We start from the raw sequence: 17,037 nt of genomic DNA, 5'->3' as shown, positions 1-17,037 counted from the left end.
GAGGCCCGCAAGCTACTCCCCGTCGTCGTAGGCGTCCACGGTGGCCTGCTCGACCAGCTCATCGAGTTCCGCGTCACTCAGCTGCCCGTCCACAGGGAGCACGGTACTGACGGAGGCCGCAACTCCTCTCTCTCGGTCAACGTCGGCCGCTCCGCCCTGAGCCACGACGGTCGTTTCTCCCGTGCCGACGACAAGCATGCTGCCTGGTAGCGCGTATCGACTCCCCAGCACCCACCGCGAGTTGGCGCCGAGAGGGCCGCCGACTGCATGAACTTGTGTTGATCAGGGGCCGACTGCTCACTCGCGGCGCCTACCGATGGCCGCCGGGCCCCAGGGCCCTCGGCAGGAGACCACCCATGTTTTGGGTGCCCCGTAGGGCTCGAACCTGTGGCTGGCCCCCACATTTCGGGAATATAGACGAGGCGCTGTGACCTGCGTCTTCCCCTACCTGGACGGGATTCCGTCAGCTCGGCTCATCCTCAGTTTCCAAGGGGCACACGACCACGAACTGCCACTGACGGACGAAACACAGCGTTGACCTGCGATGATGCCCAGTCAGGGCTGACCACAGGTTGGCGCCCCCGGCAGGACTCGAACCTGCGGCCAAGCGCTTAGAAGAGGCACTCAGCCTAATGGTATCTCTACCGCTCTGACCTGGCCTTTTGGCGTCCGGTGATGCATCGTCAGCTGTTTTGGGGGACGTATGTGGGACGATCTTGCCGGCCTGCTGACGGTGGGATCATGGAGGTAGAACCCGTAGCGATTCGGGGACATGGGTTTCCGCGAGGCGGGGCGCCATGGGCGGATCGGATCGAGGTGCGGACCATGGATCACACCTTTGACGTCAGGGTCTGGCAGATCGAGAGGGGCTCCGGGAAGCTGCGCGAGTCCTACGGGGTCCGCTGGTCCGTCGGTGGAAAACGTCATCGCAAGACGTTTCAGACGTTCGCGCTGGCCGACGGTTTCCGAGCGGAGCTGGTGACCGCGACGCACGCCGGAGAGCCTTTCAATATGTCGACCGGCTTGCCGGAACGGCACGAGCCGAGGGCTTCCTCGGTCGGGTGGTACGACTTCGCTGTCCAGTTCACGGACGCCCAGTGGCCGCGTGTGTCGGCGAATCACCGGAAGAATACGGCTCGCACATTGATGATCGTCACCACTGCGCTGATGGACCGGGATCCACCGGGCGTACCTTCTCGCCGGGTCCGTACGGCCCTGAGCAATTGGGCTTTCAACACCAACCGCCGCGACGATGCCCCGGATGACGTGGCCGCGGTACTCGGTTGGGTACGACGGCACACTCCGACCATGGACGCCTGGACTGATCCGCTCATCGTTCAGGACGTGCTGTTGGTACTGGGAACGCTGCTGGACGGGAGACGGGCGGCCGCCTCGTCCGTGAAGCGGCATCGCCGGGTCATGCATCTGCTGATGAGGTATGCGATCGTCCGCGGCATTCTGCTGTCCGATCCGGTTCCTGAGTCGCGGAACCTCGCACCGCAGTCTGCCGGTGCGATCGACCGACGCCGTCTGCTGAACGAGGGGCAGGCGGCGCAGTTGCTCGACTGGATTCGCGACCGGCCGCGCAGCGGGCAAAGACTGCGTGCGTTCTTCGCCACGCTGTACTTCACGGGGCTGCGCCCAGAAGAAGCTATTGCGCTGCGCGTCTCGGACCTTGTCGTGCCCACCTCGGGGGAAGGGCAGTGGGCCGACATCGTGGTGCACGCCGCCGAGCCTGAGATCGGGCGTACGTGGACCGACAGTGGAACCCGGCACGATCAGCGACGTCTGAAAGGCAGAGCAGAGGGTGAAACGCGCATAGTGCCGTGCCCTCCGAGCCTGTTCACCCTCTTGCGGGCGCGTATCCAGGAGGCGAGCCTGCTTCCCGACGATCGACTCGTTCCTGGGGAACACGGCGGAGTTCTCGCTGGCTCCGTCTACCGCCGCATGTGGGACAACGCCCGCAGGGCAACCCTGCCATCCCACGTATACGCATCACAGACAGGACGACGCGTATACGACCTGCGGCATGCCCGGCTGACGATGTGGCTGAACAACGGCATCCCACCTGCTCAGGTGGCTGAGTGGGCCGGCACCAGCGTTGCCATGTTGTTCGCCACGTACGCGCAATGCATCAGTGGTCAAGAGCAAGATCTGCGGCAGCGACTCGACGAGATGCACGATGCCTCGGCCACCCTGGTCGCGTAATTGCCGACGGGGGTCACCGCTCCCGCCGGTAGGGGTCCGTGTACGGCTCCATGGATTGGCGGACCTCGTCTCGGACCGGGTCCATGAGGGGACCCGGGGCGTAGTACCGGGCGCGGGCCTTGCCGTGGGGGACGAGCCAGCCGCGGGCCACAAGCTCCCGGATGTCGCGGATGGCCTGCTGGTCGCTGAGGTCGGCGTCCTGCTGGTAGACGGTGCGGCGGACCTTCGCGTCCGAGAACGCAGGCAGCAGGGCGTAGACGACCCGCTCGTCGAGGCCGGCGGCCTCGACGCCCTCGACCAGGCGGGTCCATGCCCGCGACATGACGTCGAAGCGGCGCTGGGCCTGCTGGGCCTGGCGGTGGTGGGCGGTCAGGCAGAACCGGATCCAGGGGCGGGTGTCCCGTTCGGGGCTCCAGTGCGGGCCGCCTACGTCCTCCAGGACTTGGTAGTAGGCGTAAGTGTTCTGTCCCCGGCCGAGCCACTCCTCGATGGATGAGAATTCGGGCGGCATCAGGGCCTCGCGGGAGAACACCAAGGTCGACAGGGCGCGGGACATGCGCCCGTTGCCGTCTTTCCACGGGTGGATCTTGACGAGGTTGAGGTGCGCCATGGAGGCACGGACGTGGACGGGCGAGTCGAGGTCGCCCTCGTTGAGCCACTCGATGAACTCCGACATCAGCGCGGGGACGTCCGCCTGGTCAGGCGCGGTGTAGGCGGGGACCAGGGGGTCGTCAGGGCTGGTGACGTAGACGGGGCCGTCGCGCCAGCGGCCGGGGCGCTTGTCGAGGTGGTGGCCCTGGAGCATTAATGCAGGCCGTTGAGCAGGCCGGCGTCGTACCGGAAATCGTCGCCCGCGTCGGCGAGAGCCTGGATGTAAGTCATACCGCGCTGGTAGCCCTCCAGCTCGGCACGCGTCTTCTCCCCGGCCTCCAAGGGCTCCTCGCCCGACATGAGGGCTTCCACGTCGTCCACGGTCGCGGCGTAGCCAGGGGAACCCGGAATCCGCGCCCTGCGCCTCGCGGGGGAGGTGTTCCACCGCGTGGCGGATGCTGGATGGGTGCTTGTGTCAGCCCGGCCGGCCGGGCTGTGGGGACCTCGCCCATGAGCGCACCGGGCGCGCTTCTGGCCCCATCGGGTGGCGGAAGGGGCGCAGTGGATCGACCTCGGCCCAGGGGGTGAGCGCGGCCGCCGGGTCGCCGCGTTCAGGAAGCCAAGTGGCGAGCCGCCGCCAGACCTCGCCGGCGTGGGGTGGGCGGTCGTTCGGTGTCTTGGAGAGGAGTTCGAGTACGAGGGCTTCCAGGTCCTCGGGGGTGTCGGGGCGCAGGTCGCGCAGAGGGATCGGCGGGTGGTCGAGGATCAGGCCGGGGAGCATGAGTTCCGAGCGGTGCTCGAAGACGGGTTCGCCGGTGAGCATCTTGTGGAGCAGGCAGCCGAGGGCATACAGGTCAGTGCGATGATCGACCGGTTTGCCCAGGATCTGTTCGGGTGCCATGCACTCCAGGCTGCCCGGCCGCTCGCCCGTGGTGGTGAGCTTGGCGGTGCCGGGTTCGAGGAAAGCGGCGACGCCGAAGTCGAGGACCTTGACCACGCCGTCGGTGCGGATGATGACGTTGCGGCCCTTGAGGTCGCGGTGGACGACGTCGCGGGCATGCACGGAGCCGAGGACGGAGGCGATCTGCACCCCGACCGAAGCGGCTTCCTCGATGCTCAGCCGTTCCTGTTCGGCGATCCGGTCTTCAAGGTCGATGCCGGTCACGTACTGCATGACCAGGAACCGTGTGCCGCGTTCCTCGCCGAGGTCGTAGACCGTCGCGATGCCGGTGTGGTCGAGGCGTGCGGCGGCGCGGGCCTCGCGGCGGAAGCGTTCGGCGTCCCGGGTGCGCTGGTCCTGCGTCAAGCCGGGAGGCGTGTTCATGGTCTTGACGGCGACATCGCGGCCGAGGTGTTCGTCGTGGGCGAGCCAGACGACACCCATGCCGCCGGATCCGATCTCCCGCTTGATCCGGTAGCGCTTGGCGATCACAGGTCCGATGTCCATGTGCGGGGCGACTCCGTCCGCGTCCGTCTTCGTGGCCCGATGCGTCCGCCGGGCGGGCGCATCGGACAGAGTGTGGCATGAGCACGTTGTTTCGCGAATCGGCCTTCTCGTATCTGACATCTATTGACTGAGTTCACAATCGCATGCTGTGATGTGCGACGTACGATCAAGGGGGAGTGTGGCGCACCGCGGTCGGCGGGTGGCTACCGTTGCTCCGGACCGCCTCGGGAACAAGTGGGGAACACGTGGACGTCTTCAAGGTGCACCAGCGGCTCATCCGGGACTACAAGGAGTACACGTCCGGGTCGGTGGTGATCGACGACCGGCGCATCGACGCCAAGGTCTCGAAGTCGCTCGCCGACGGAGACCAGTGGCCCGACCCCTACCTCTCCCTCAACCCGAGCTTCGCGCCCGGCGGTTCGGTCGAGGATCTCGCGCGGCCGGGAGGACTGCTTCACCCGGCGTGCGCGGACATCTTCCGTACGGGCAAGGACGAGCGGGGCGCCATCGTCCGCCCGATCCATTTCCACCAGCACCAGCTGGAGGCGATCAAGGCGGCCGCCTCCAGGGAGTCGTACGTCCTGACGACCGGCACCGGCTCCGGGAAGAGCCTCGGCTACATCGTGCCGATCGTCGACCGGGTGCTGCGCGAGAAGGAGGCCGGGGGCGCGCCCGGCATCAAGGCGATCATCGTCTACCCCATGAACGCCCTCGCCAACAGCCAGGAGCGGGAGTTGGCGAAGTTCCTCACCGCCGGATACGGCGAGGGGAGCGAGCCGGTCACTTATGCCCGCTACACCGGTCAGGAGAAGGAGGACGAAAAGGAGGCCATCCGCGAATCCAAGCCCGACATCCTGCTCACCAACTACGTGATGCTGGAGCTGATGCTCACCCGTCCCAAGGAGCGCGAGAAGCTCATCGGGGCGGCCAAGGGGTTGCGCTTCCTCGTCCTCGACGAACTGCACACCTACCGGGGGCGGCAGGGCGCCGACGTCGCCATGCTGGTGCGGCGCGTACGTGAGGCTTGCGAATCGCCCAATCTGCAGTGCGTGGGCACGTCCGCGACGATGGCCACCGGCGGCACGCCCGCCGCTCGCCGTCGTGAGGTCGCCCGGGTCGCCTCCACCCTCTTCGACACGGAGATCGACCCGAAGCGGGTGGTCGGCGAGACCCTGGTGCGGGCGACCGGGGACGCCATGCCCACGCCGTCCGAACTCGCCGAGCGGGTACGGGAGAACAACCCTCCGGCCGAGTACGGGTGGCTGGCCGCCGATCCGCTGGCCCGCTGGATCGAGACCACCTTCGGCCTGGTCGAGACCGAGGACGAGGACGGCAGCACGCTCCTGGTCCGCGCCGAACCCGTCACCGTGGAGGCCGCCGCTCTGCGCCTGCGCTCCGAGGCGTTCGGCATCGAGGAGAGCGAGCCCGAGGAACGCTGGTACGAGGCGTGCGCGGAGGCCATCCGGGCCACCCTCCAGTCGGGGGCGGCCGCCCGCAGGGAGGAGGGCGACCGCCCGCTGTTCGCCTTCAGGCTGCACCAGTTCCTGTCCAAGGGCGGATCCGTCTACGTTTCCCTGGAGGGAGAGGCCGACCGCCATATCACCCGCACCTACCAGCAGCGCGTCCCCAACGCCCCCGAGAAGCTGCTGTTGCCGCTGTCCTTCTGCCGTGAATGCGGGCAGGAGTACCTCATGGTGGCCCGTGACCAGGACGGCGACGGCAGCGTCGCTTTCCGTACCCGCGAGGACGAGGACGACGAGCAGGGATATCTGTACATCTCGGCCGTAAACCCGTGGCCGGAACAGGTCGGCGACGCCATCGAGCAGCGGCGCTTCCCCGACAGCTGGCTCACCTTCGACGAGCGCAAGGGCACTCCGGTGCTCACCGCCAGCCGCAGGAAGCGGGCGCCGCAGCCGGTGTGGGTGCGCCCGGACGGCACCGGCGGGGGAAAGGCGAACGGGGGCATCTACGCGGCGTACCTGCCTGCTCCGTTCCTCTTCTGCCTGGAGTGCGGTGTCGGGTACGAGCAGGTCAAGGAGCGCGACTTCGCCAAGCTGATGACTCTCGACCAGGAGGGCCGCTCGACCGCCACGTCGGTCATCAGTGCCTCGATCGTGCGTCACCTCAAGAGCATTCCCGAGGGAGAACTCAAGAAGGACGCAAGGAAGTTGCTCACCTTCGTCGACAACCGGCAGGACGCGAGCCTCCAGTCGGGGCACTTCAACGACTTCGTCATGGTCACGCAGCTGCGCGGCGCCCTCTACCGGGCGATGGTCGCGGCCGGCGACAAGGGGCTGCGCTGGAAGCGGCTCGGCGAAGAAGTGGTGGCGGCGATGGCGCTCTCCCCGCACGAGTACGCGGCCAAGCCCACCGAGATCGAGGAGCTCGCCGAGAGCACGCTCGAGGCACTGGCCGCGGTCGCCGAGTACCGCCTCTTCCTCGACCTGGAACGCGGCTGGCGCGTCACCATGCCCAACCTGGAGCAGACCGGACTGCTCGGCCTCGAGTACGCGGGTCTGGAGGCGATCGCCGGCGAGGAGGACCGGTGGCAGGACACCGCGGGCCCGCTGCGTACAGCCACCCCCGAGGTGCGCCACCGGCTGTCCACGGTCCTCATGGATGAACTGCGCCGCCAGCGCGCCGTGGACACGCCCTACTTCACCGAGGCCAAGTTCGCCGAACTACGCAAGGAGTCGGCCCGGCTCAACGACGCGTGGGGGATCGCCGACACGGAGGCGGCGCCGCCTCCGGCCGGTGTCGCCGTCGCCCGCGTCGGACGCCCGGGCCGTACCGGGCGCGTTCGCAGCGAGCTGAACCTCACCGGCCGAGGCGCCTTCGGCCGCCATGTCCGAAAGAGCGGCACCTTCCCCGACTGGGGGCAGGGACTGTCCCTGGACGAGGCCCAGGACATCATCCGCGACCTGCTCCGGGTCCTGGCGGACGGCGGAGTGCTGACCGAGGTCTCCCAGGGGAGGGGCGAGGAGCCCGGCTACCGGATCAACCACACAGTCATCCGCTGGCACGCCCGCGACGACGACCACGGCGCCGTGGACCGCCTGCGCCGCACCTACCGCGACGAGCGCGGGCCCCGCGTCAACGCCTTCTTCAAGCGGCTCTACCAGGACATCGCCGCCACCTTCGCCGGTCTGCACGCCGCCGAGCACACGGCCCAGGTCCACCCCGACGTCCGCCAAGAGCGCGAGGACCTGTTCGGCGAGGGCACCCGGCTTCCCCTCCTGTACTGCTCGCCGACGATGGAACTCGGCGTCGACATCAAGAGCCTCAACGCGGTCAACCTGCGCAACGTGCCGCCGACCCCCGCCAACTACGCACAGCGCTCGGGCCGCGCCGGCCGCAGCGGGCAGCCCGCGCTGGTCACCACGTACTGCGCGACCGGCAACAGCCACGACCAGTACTATTTCACCCGGCGCAGGCAGATGGTGTCCGGTGCCGTCGCCCCACCCCGGCTCGACCTGGCCAACGAGGATCTGCTCGCCTCTCATGTGCACGCGATCTGGCTCGCCGAGACCCGGCTCGATCTCGGCACCAGCATGGCCAGGCTGATCGAGTCCGACGGCGACAACCCCTCGCTGGAACTGGCGTCGTCGGTGGCCGGGGCCATCGACGAGCCGGCCGCCCGGCGCCGTGCTCTGGCGCGGGCCCGTACCGTCCTCGACGGCTGTGGCGACCTGCTGCGCGCCACGTCCTGGTGGCACGAGCAGTGGCTGGAGCAGACCGTCGAGGCCGCGCCGGGCAGCTTCCGCCGGGCCTGCGAGCGCTGGCGGAATCTCTTCAGGCGCGCCCTCGAAGAGCGCGAGATCCAGCACCGCAACATCCTCAACCGCACCGCCACGGGCCGCTCCAAGGACCAGGCCAAACGCCGCCGCGCCCAGGCCGAGAGCCAGCTCGCGCTGCTGCGCAACGAGCAGGGTGGCGAGCGGACCGTGATGTCGGACTTCTTCCCGTACCGCTACTTCGCCTCCGAGGGCTTCCTGCCGGGCTACTCCTTCCCCCGGCTGCCGCTCGCCGCCTACATCCCGGGCACCGGCCGCACCAGCCGCGGCGGCTACGACGGCGACTACCTGCAGCGTTCCAGGTTCATCGCGATCCGGGAGTTCGGGCCCGGTGCGCTGATCTACCACGAGGGAAGCCGCTACAAGGTGGACCGGGTGCAGCTGCCGCCGGACACCGCGGGTGAGCTGACCACCGAGAGCGCGAAGGTCTGCGGGCGGTGCGGGTATCTGTCCCCGGAGGAGCAGCGCGAGGACGTCTGCGGGGGCTGCGGCAGCGGCCTCGGTGACGCGCGAACCGGTCTTCTGCACCTCCACACCGTCTTCACCCATCGACGCGACCGGATCTCCTCCGACGAGGAGGAGCGCCAGCGCACCGGCTACAAGGTGGAGATCTCCTACCGTTTCAAGAAGCACGAGGACGGCCGCGACGGATCACTGCGGGCCATGGTGCAGACCGCGTCCGGCCGCGCCCTTGCCGAGCTGGCGTACGGCGACAGCGCCACCGTCCGGCTCACCAACCTCGGTTACCGCCGCTCCGTCGCCAAGGGCGAGATCGGCTTCTGGATGGACCCGGTGACGGGCGAGTGGCTCGCGGGCGGGGCGGCCAAGAAGGGCGGCCGGGAGACCCCCCAGGAGCAGGAAGGGCTCGCGGACGCCGAGAAGGCGGGCCGAAAGATGCCGGTGATCCCGTATGTGCAGGACACCCGGAACATCCTCGTTCTCCAGCTGGCCGAGCCGGTCGACCGGGACACCGCCGTCACCCTCCAGTACGCCCTGGAGCGGGGTATCGAGGCCGAGTTCCAGCTGGAGGACGCCGAACTCGACACCGAGGAACTGCCGCCGTACGACGGGCCGCGTGAGCGGCTGCTGTTCATCGAGAGCGCGGAGGGCGGCGCGGGGGTGCTCCGGCGTCTGCAGGCCGAACCCGGCGCGCTGGCCAGCGCAGCGCGCAAGGCTCTGGAGATCGCCCACTTCGACCAGCTGGGGCGTGACCGCGGCGACGAGAAGACCAACGGCGACCCGTGCGAGAAGGGCTGCTACGACTGTCTGCTCTCCTTCGGCAACCAGCGCCACCACCGCGTCATCGACCGGCAGTTGGTGCGCGACCTGCTCCAGGCGTTCGCAGACGGCAGCGTCGGCGAGTCCACCCCGGGCCGCTCGCGAGACGAGCACGCCGACGTGCTGCGGCAGGGCGCCGACTCCACCCTGGAGGAGCGCTTCGTCGAGTACCTGCGGTCGCACCGGCACCGACTCCCGGACCACCAGCAGATCACGGTTCGTGAAGCCCTGTCCAAGCCGGACTTCGTGTACGACACCGGGTTCGGCCCGATCGCGGTCTTCGTCGACGGCCCGCACCACGACCACGACGACATCGTGCTGCGCGACGAGGAGGCGGAGGAACGGCTGAAGGACTTCGGCTGGGAAGTGGTCCGTGTCCGCTACGACGACGACTGGTCCAAGAAGGTCGCCGAGTACCCTCAGGTGTTCGGCGAACCTCGTCGCTGACCTGCGGTCGGACACCTTGCCAAGGAGCGTCGGCCGCCGGGTTCAGCGACCGTCGGCCGCCCCTCCATACTCCGTACGTATGTCAGCTCCGCCCGCCCGCACCCACCCGGAAGGCCCGTATGACCACCGCCGCCGCGCCGGCCCCGAAGTACGCCGTCGGCTCCCTCGTCCACGCCCGGGGCCGTGAATGGGTGGTGCTGCCGGACTCCACCGAGGACCTCCTCGTGCTGCGCCCGCTCGGCGGCGCCGACGTCGACATCGCGGGGGTGCTGCCCGGCCTGGAGACCGTGGTGCCCGCCACGTTCGCCCCGCCCACGCCCGGTGACCTCGGCGACCAGCACACCGCCGGTCTGCTGCGCACCGCCCTGCGGATCGGGTTCCGGGCCGGGGCGGGTCCCTTCCGATCCCTCGCCTCGATCGCCGTGGACCCGCGCCCGTACCAGCTGGTGCCGCTGATGATGGCGCTGCGCCAGGACACGGTAAGGCTGCTGATCGCCGACGACGTGGGCATCGGCAAGACCGTCGAGGCCGGTCTCATCGCGGCCGAACTGCTCGCCCAGGGCGACGCCCGCGGCCTGGTCGTGCTGTGCTCCCCGGCGCTCGCCGAACAGTGGCGGGCCGAGCTGCGGGGCAAGTTCGGTATTGACGCGCGTCTGGTGCTGCCCGCCACGATCGGCCGGCTCGAGCGCGAGACGCCGTACGGGCAGTCGGTGTTCCGCCCGGACGGCGTCTACGTCGTGTCGACGGACTTCATCAAGTCGCCCCGCCACCGTGAGGACTTCCTGCGCAACTGCCCCGACCTGGTGATCGTCGACGAGGCGCACACCTGTGTCGCGGACACCTCGGCGCAGATCTCGGCGCGCACCTCGCAGCAGCGGTACGGACTGCTGCGCGCGCTCGCCGACGCCCCCGACCGGCACCTCCTCCTGGTCACCGCGACCCCGCACAGTGGCAAGGAGGAGCCCTTCCGAAGGTTGCTCGGGCTCCTTGACGCCCGCCTCGCCACCGTGAGCTTCGAGTCCCGCGCGGGCCGTGAGCTGCTCGCCCAGTTCTTCGTGCAGCGCCGCCGCGCCGACATCCGTGAGGACTTCCAGGACGGCGCGCACTTCCCCTCCAGCCGGGACAGCGCCGAGGTCTCCTACACCCTGCACCGCGACTACCGCGCCCTGCTCGCCGAGGTTCTCGCGTACGCCCGTGAGACGGTGCGCTCCGCCGACGGAGCACTGCAGCAGAGGCAGCGCTGGTGGTCGACGCTGGCGCTGCTGCGCACTCTGTCGTCCTCGCCCGCCGCCGCCGTACGGTCGTTGAACACCAGGGCCGGTGTCCAGGAGGCGGACACCCCCGACGAGGCGGACCGCACCGGGCAGTCGACCGTCTCGGACCCGGCCGACAGTGACAGCGCGCACTCCGCCGACGAGGTCCCGGGCAGCCTGCTGCCGTCCACCGCCACGTCCGCGGCCGCCGAAGCGGACACCACGGACGCCGGCGACGCGATCGACGACGACGAGAAGGCCCGCCTCGTCGCCATGGCCGAGGCCGCGAGCAAGCTCGCCGGACCCACCCGCGACACCAAGCTGAAGAAGCTGGTGGCGACGGTCACCGACCTCCTCGACTCCGGCTACCGGCCGATCGTGTTCTGTCGCTACATCGCCACGTCCGACTACGTCGCCGACCATCTGAAGAAGGCGCTCAACAAGAGGGGCACCGAGCACCCGGTGGCGGTCGCCTCCGTCACCGGCGAGCTCTCGCCCGACATGCGCCTGAACCGGATCGCCGAACTCAGCGGTACGGACGAGAACGGCGAGCCGGCCCCCGAACGGCGCGTCCTGGTGGCCACCGACTGCCTGTCCGAGGGTGTCAACCTCCAGGAGTCCTTCGACGCCGTCATCCACTACGACCTGGCCTGGAATCCGACCCGCCACGAGCAGCGCGAAGGCCGGGTCGACCGTTTCGGGCAGCGCACCGACACCGTGAAGGCCCTCACCCTGTACGGGGCGGACAACCCGGTCGACGACATCGTCCTGAAGGTGCTGCTGCGCAAGCACGAGCGCATCCGCCGCGCCACCGGCATCTCCGTCCCCGTGCCGCAGCAGGCGGAGAGCGCCATGCAGGCAGTCTTCGAACAGCTGATCCTGCGCGGTGAGACCCCTTCCTTCGAGCAGGAGGGGCTGTTCGAGCGCGAACAGCTGCCCGCCGCCGAGCAGTTGGAGCTCGCCTGGGAATCCTCCGCCGAGCGTGAGAAGGCGTCCCGGTCCCTCTACGCCCAGAACCGGATCAAGAAGGAGGACGTGGCCGCCGAGGTCGCCGAGATCCGTGCCGCGCTCGGCACCGTCGAGGAGGTCAGGGAGTTCACCCGCCGCGCGCTCGGCGCGCTGCGCGGGGTCCCCGCCGACCGCAAGCAGGGCGGGTTCACCGCACACACCGACGCCCTTCCGCAGGGCCTGCGCGACGCCGTGACTGCAGCGCTCGGCCCCCGCCATCCGCGCCCGGTCGTCTTCCACGACGCGCCGAGCGCCCCGCGCGGCGAGGTGGCGCTCACCCGCACCGACCCGGTGGTGGCCGCGACCGCCCGCTTCGTCCTGGACACCGCCCTGGACGAGAAGTTCCCCGCCTGGCAGCGCCCGGCCCGCCGCTGCGGCGTGATCCGTACGAGTGCCGTACGACGGCCCACCACGATGCTCCTCGTCCGGCACCGCTTCCAGCTGAGCCTGCCCACCCGCGACGGCGGCGTACGCACCCAACTCGCCGAGGACGCGCGAGTGGTGGCCTTCCACGGCAGACCCGAGGCGCCCCAGTGGCTGCCCGACGAGGAGGCCCTGGCCCTCCTGGAGGCCCGCGCCACCGGCAACTCCGATCCAGGCTTCGCCACCGACCACATCGCGTCGATCCTCGCCGCCCTGGACACCGGCCTGATGGACGAACTGCGACTGCGTTCCAAGGCCGCCGCGAAGGAGCTGGAGGCTTCGCACCACCGGGTCCGCACCGCCGCCAGGGCCCGCCTCGCCGGTCTGAAGGCCGCCCCGCAGGGCGACCCGGACGTCCTCGGCGTCTTCCTCTACCGCCCGGCCGCCACGATCCCGCTGGGAGCCGACGCATGAGCACCGCGAGGACCCTGGTCACCGACACCGTCGCCACCGTCGGCGGACTCCTGCCGTACGACCTCCTCGTGCGCATCAAGGAGGGCAAGGAGCAGTCCGGCGCGAAACCCGCCGACTACCGGCTGTTCGCCAAGGGCGAGTCCGTACGGGACGCCGCCGAGCGCTCCTGGGGCTATCTGCGCGGCGTCTGGGCCGCCTACCAGGACGCCCTCGCCCGCGACGGAGCGGACGACGACACCGGTGTGCACGCGGTGGGGCTCACCACCGAACGCTGGCTGCTGCCCCTGTTCGAGCAGCTGGGATTCGGCGCGCTGTCCGCAGTGCCGGAGCCCGGCCTCCCCGCCCACGACGAGACGAAGATCTTCCCGGTCAGCCACGCGTGGGCGCATGTGCCCGTGCATCTCACCGGTTGGAACGTCCCGCTGGACACCCGCACTCCTCAAGTGGCGCCGCAGGCCCCGCAGTCCATGCTCCAGGAGTACCTCAACCGCTCCGGCGACAAGGCCCTGTGGGGTGTCCTGTCCAACGGCCGCCAGCTGCGGCTGCTGCGCGAGTCCGCGTCGCTGACCGGCGCCGCGTTCATCGAGTTCGACCTCCAGGCGATCTTCGAGGGCAAGCGCTCCGACGACTTCGTCCTCCTGTGGCGCCTGCTGCACCGCACCCGCTTCGAGGGCGACCCCGCAGCGTCCTGCCCGCTGGAGAAGTGGCGCACCGAGGCCATCGACTCCGGCACCCGCGCCCTCAAGGAGCTCCGCAAGGGCGTCGAGACGGCCCTCACGGTGATCGGCGGCGGGCTCATCGCCCACCCCGACAACGCGGAGCTGCGCGAGGCCCTGCGCACCCGCGCCCTCACCGTCCGCGACCTCCACCCCGCCCTGCTGCGGCTTGTCTACCGGCTGCTCTTCCTCTTCGTCACCGAGGACCGCGGCCTGCTCCTCCACCCGGACGCCGACGACGTCGCGTGCGACCGTTACGAGAAGTACTTCTCCACGGACCGCCTGCGCCGCCTCGCCCGCCGCTCCGGCAGCCCGCACGGCGACCAGTGGGAGGCCCTCACTCTCGTCATCAAGGGCCTCGGCAAACCCGGCGGGCGTCCCGAACTCGGCCTGCCCGCACTCGGCGGCCTCTTCGAACCCACCCCTGTGGACGGGAGGCTGGACGGTCTCGCCCTCACCAACGAGTCCCTGTACGAGGCGGTGCGCGCCCTCGCCGTCATCTTCGACGCCAAGCTCGGCCGCCCCCGCAAGGTCGACTACCGGCACCTGGGCGCGGACGAACTCGGCTCGGTCTACGAGTCGCTCCTCGAACTCGAACCCCGCCAGGACGACGACGGCTCCTACGTCCTGAAGAAGCTGGACGGCAACGACCGCAAGACCTCCGGCTCCTACTACACGCCCTCTCCGCTCATCGACTGCCTCCTTGACTCGGCCCTCGACCCCGTCATCGAGCGGGCCGTCCGCTCGGGCACGACGAAGGGGGAACGGAAGGCGGCGCTGCTCGCCCTGACCGTGTGTGACCCGGCCTGCGGCAGCGGCCACTTCCTGGTCGCGGCGGCCCGCCGTATCGCCCGCCGGCTCGCGGAGATCGAGACCGACGATCCGGAGCCGGGCGCCGAGGACGTACGCAGCGCCCTGCGCGAGGTCATCTCCCGCTGCGTGTACGGCGTCGACCTCAACCCGATGGCCGTGGAACTCGCCAAGGTCTCCCTGTGGATCGAGGCCATGAAGCCGGGCCGCCCGCTCACGTTCCTCGACGCGCACATCAAACACGGCAACGGACTGCTCGGCACGACACCGAAGCTCCTCGCGGGCGGTCTGCCCGACGAGGCGTTCAAGGTCCTTGAGGGCGACGAGTCCAAGGCCGTCAGAAATCTGAAGGCCCGCAACGCGAGCGAGCGGGAGCGGTGGCTGGCGGCGCTGCGACACCACGCGAGCCAGGACGCCCTGTTCTCGGAGCAGCACGCGCTGGAGATCTCCAACGCGGCGATCAGCAGCGCGACTTCGGACATCACGACCGCACCGTCGGAAGAGCTGGAGGACGTCCAGGGCCAGGCCAGCGCGTACCACGAGCTCACCACGTCCAAGGACTACCTGCGGGCCCTGGAGCTCGCCGACGCGTGGTGTGCGGCGTTCGTCTGGGAGAAGACCGAGCGGACCGACGGAACCAGGCGGACGGACGAGACCTTCCCGCCCGCGCTCACCACGGACTCCCTGCTCGCGCTGCACTCCGCCGACGGGGGCGCGAGCCTGCCGGCGGGCACGGTGGAGAAGGTGGCGCGGCTGCGCGAGGCGTACCGCTTCTTCCACTGGCACCTGGAGTTCCCGGAGGTGTTCCGGGTGCCGGCCGATCCGGGCGCGCCGGGAGTGGATGAACGGACGGGGTGGAGGGGCGGGTTCAGCTGTGTGCTGGGGAATCCGCCGTGGGAGCGGGTCAAGCTCCAGGAGCAGGAGTTCTTCGCCACCCGTGACGCGTCGGTCGCGAACGCCGCGAACAAAGCGGCCCGCGAGCGCCGGATCGCCGCGCTGGCCACCAGCGAGGAGGAGGCCGACCGGGCCCTGCACGCCGAGTTCATCGCCGCGCGCCGCCTCTCCGAGGGCGTCAGCCACCTGCTGCGCGGCTCGGGCCGCTTCCCGCTCGCCGGGCGCGGCGACGTCAACACGTACACGGTCTTCGCCGAGGCCGCCTCGCTCGGCATCGCGCCCACCGGGCGCTTCGGCCTTGTCCTGCCGACCGGCATCGCCACCGACGCGACGACCGCGCCGTTCTTCTCCGACCTGGTGCGCACCTCACGGCTCGTGTCGTTCCTGGACTTCGAGAACGAGGCGTTCATCCTCAGCCGGGACGTGGACCACCGGGTTCGGTTCTCGCTGCTGACCGTCACCGGCCGGGGCGAGCGGGTGGGTTCGGCGTCCTTCGCGTTCGGCACCCGGTACATGGAGGACCTCGACGAGCGCCGCTTCGCGATGCCGCCCGAGGAGATCCTCCTGGTCAACCCCAACACGGGCACGCTGCCGGTGTTCCGTACGCGCAGGGACGCGGAGATCACGCTGGGGATCTACCGGCGAGTCCCGGTGCTCAGGCGGGAGCCGGACGCGGAGGGGAGGGGCGGCACGGACCCGTGGGGCCTGACCTTCATGCGCATGTTCGACATGTCCAACGACTCGCATCTGTTCCGCGGCAAGGCGGAGCTGGAGGGCGAGGGCTGGAAGCTCAAGGGCAACATCTTCACGCACCCGTCCGACGGGCGGCGCTATCTGCCGCTGTACGAGGCGAAGATGCTGCACCACTTCGACCACCGGCTGGGGACGTATGAGGGGCAGACGCAGGCGCAGGCGAATGTGGGGACGCTGCCACGGGTTACGCCGGAACAGCATGATGATCCGGAGTTTGCGCCGATGCCGCGGTACTGGGTGCCGGAATTCGATGTGGATTCCGGGAAGCGGGACAAGAAGCTGAACCCGATCATGTGGCCGGGGGTGGCTTCGCGGCTTGCTGAGCGGGAGTGGTGGAACGGGTGGTTGATGGGGTGGCGGGACGTCGCTCGGTCTACGGATACGCGGACTGTGATCAGCACGCCTCTTCCCGCGTACGGCGTCGGCCACAAGTTCCCGCTGATGTTCGTCCAAGCCGGAGCTGCGGCGTTGAGCGGGATTCTGGCGTCGTACGTCTTCGATTACGTGGCACGCCAGAAGGTCGCCGGAACGTCCATGACCTACGGCTACGTGATGCAGTTTCCTGTTCCGGCGCCGAATGCCGACCTGCCGTTCACCACTGCGGATGGGAGGAACCTGGCGGAGTGGATCACACTCCGAGTGTTGGAACTGTCCTACACGTCAAGGGACATGGCGTCCTTCGCCAGGAGCCATGGGGACGAAGGAGCCCCGTTCCGCTGGAACGCGGAACGCCGTGAGCTGCTGCGCGCGGAGTTGGACGCCGCGCTGTTCCATGCGTACGGGCTCAGCCGTGATGACGCGGACTACGTGATGGAGACGTTCCCCACAGTCAAGAAGAGGGAGGAGACCCTGTGCGGCACCTACCGCACCAAGGACCTCATCCTCGACATCTACGACCGCATGGCGGAGGCCCGCGAGACCGGCCGCGTGTACCAGACCGTGCTGGACCCGCCGCCGGGCAAGGGCCCCCGTCACGAGGGCTGAACTGGGAAGTCGCGGGC

General features: G+C 69.6%; 7 protein-coding genes. 4 read left to right on the top strand and 3 right to left on the bottom strand.

Annotation, left to right across the window (positions count from 1 at the left end):
• Positions 1-825: 825 nt before the first annotated feature.
• The gene (locus H8R17_RS05920; protein ID WP_187822057.1) at positions 826-2,208 is read left to right on the top strand and encodes a tyrosine-type recombinase/integrase; all 1,383 of its coding nucleotides are present in this window, start codon (positions 826-828) and stop codon (positions 2,206-2,208) included.
• 13 nt (positions 2,209-2,221) lie between these two features.
• On the opposite strand, the gene H8R17_RS05915 is transcribed toward H8R17_RS05920, so the two are convergent.
• The 3 genes from H8R17_RS05915 to H8R17_RS05910 all read right to left on the bottom strand — a co-directional run bounded on the left by H8R17_RS05915 (position 2,222) and on the right by H8R17_RS05910 (position 4,246).
• Positions 2,222-3,013, bottom strand: coding sequence for a Fic family protein (locus H8R17_RS05915; protein ID WP_262505049.1), 792 nt, complete (start codon positions 3,011-3,013; stop codon positions 2,222-2,224).
• Positions 3,013-3,180 (bottom strand): hypothetical protein, encoded by a 168-nt coding sequence (locus H8R17_RS46415; RefSeq protein WP_262505048.1) that lies wholly within the window; start codon positions 3,178-3,180, stop codon positions 3,013-3,015. Before H8R17_RS46415 ends, H8R17_RS05915 begins: the two co-directional genes overlap by 1 nt.
• A gap of 94 nt (positions 3,181-3,274) precedes the next feature.
• The gene (locus H8R17_RS05910) at positions 3,275-4,246 is read right to left on the bottom strand and encodes a serine/threonine-protein kinase (protein WP_187822056.1); all 972 of its coding nucleotides are present in this window, start codon (positions 4,244-4,246) and stop codon (positions 3,275-3,277) included.
• 245 nt (positions 4,247-4,491) lie between these two features.
• Here H8R17_RS05910 and H8R17_RS05905 point away from each other — a divergent pair, with 245 nt between their 5' ends.
• From H8R17_RS05905 to H8R17_RS05895, 3 genes are all read left to right on the top strand, one after another.
• Entirely contained in the window at positions 4,492-9,765 is a 5,274-nt protein-coding gene (locus H8R17_RS05905) for a DEAD/DEAH box helicase (RefSeq protein WP_187822055.1), read from the top strand.
• A 119-nt stretch (positions 9,766-9,884) separates the two neighbouring features.
• Positions 9,885-12,863: a helicase-related protein gene (locus H8R17_RS05900; protein WP_187822054.1), complete on the top strand. Its 2,979-nt coding sequence runs from the start codon at positions 9,885-9,887 to the stop codon at positions 12,861-12,863.
• Positions 12,860-17,020 (top strand): Eco57I restriction-modification methylase domain-containing protein, encoded by a 4,161-nt coding sequence (locus H8R17_RS05895; protein WP_187822053.1) that lies wholly within the window; start codon positions 12,860-12,862, stop codon positions 17,018-17,020. Before H8R17_RS05900 ends, H8R17_RS05895 begins: the two co-directional genes overlap by 4 nt.
• Positions 17,021-17,037: the final 17 nt, after the last annotated feature.

The sequence above is a fragment of the Streptomyces sp. TRM68367 genome (genome assembly GCF_014495685.1).
Taxonomy (GTDB): Bacteria; Actinomycetota; Actinomycetes; order Streptomycetales; family Streptomycetaceae; genus Streptomyces.
The sequence above is the reverse complement of the archived record's forward strand: the minus strand, read 5'-3'. Positions and strand labels throughout refer to the sequence as shown.

Bases quoted from the DNA above. Each gene is read 5' to 3' on its own strand.
- H8R17_RS05920 (WP_187822057.1), top strand. From the start codon at position 826: ATGGATCACACCTTTGACGTCAGGGTCTGGCAGATCGAGAGGGGCTCC.
- H8R17_RS05915 (WP_262505049.1), bottom strand. From the start codon at position 3,013: ATGCTCCAGGGCCACCACCTCGACAAGCGCCCCGGCCGCTGGCGCGAC.
- H8R17_RS05910 (WP_187822056.1), bottom strand. From the start codon at position 4,246: ATGGACATCGGACCTGTGATCGCCAAGCGCTACCGGATCAAGCGGGAG.
- H8R17_RS05900 (WP_187822054.1), top strand. From the start codon at position 9,885: ATGACCACCGCCGCCGCGCCGGCCCCGAAGTACGCCGTCGGCTCCCTC.
- H8R17_RS05895 (WP_187822053.1), top strand. From the start codon at position 12,860: ATGAGCACCGCGAGGACCCTGGTCACCGACACCGTCGCCACCGTCGGC.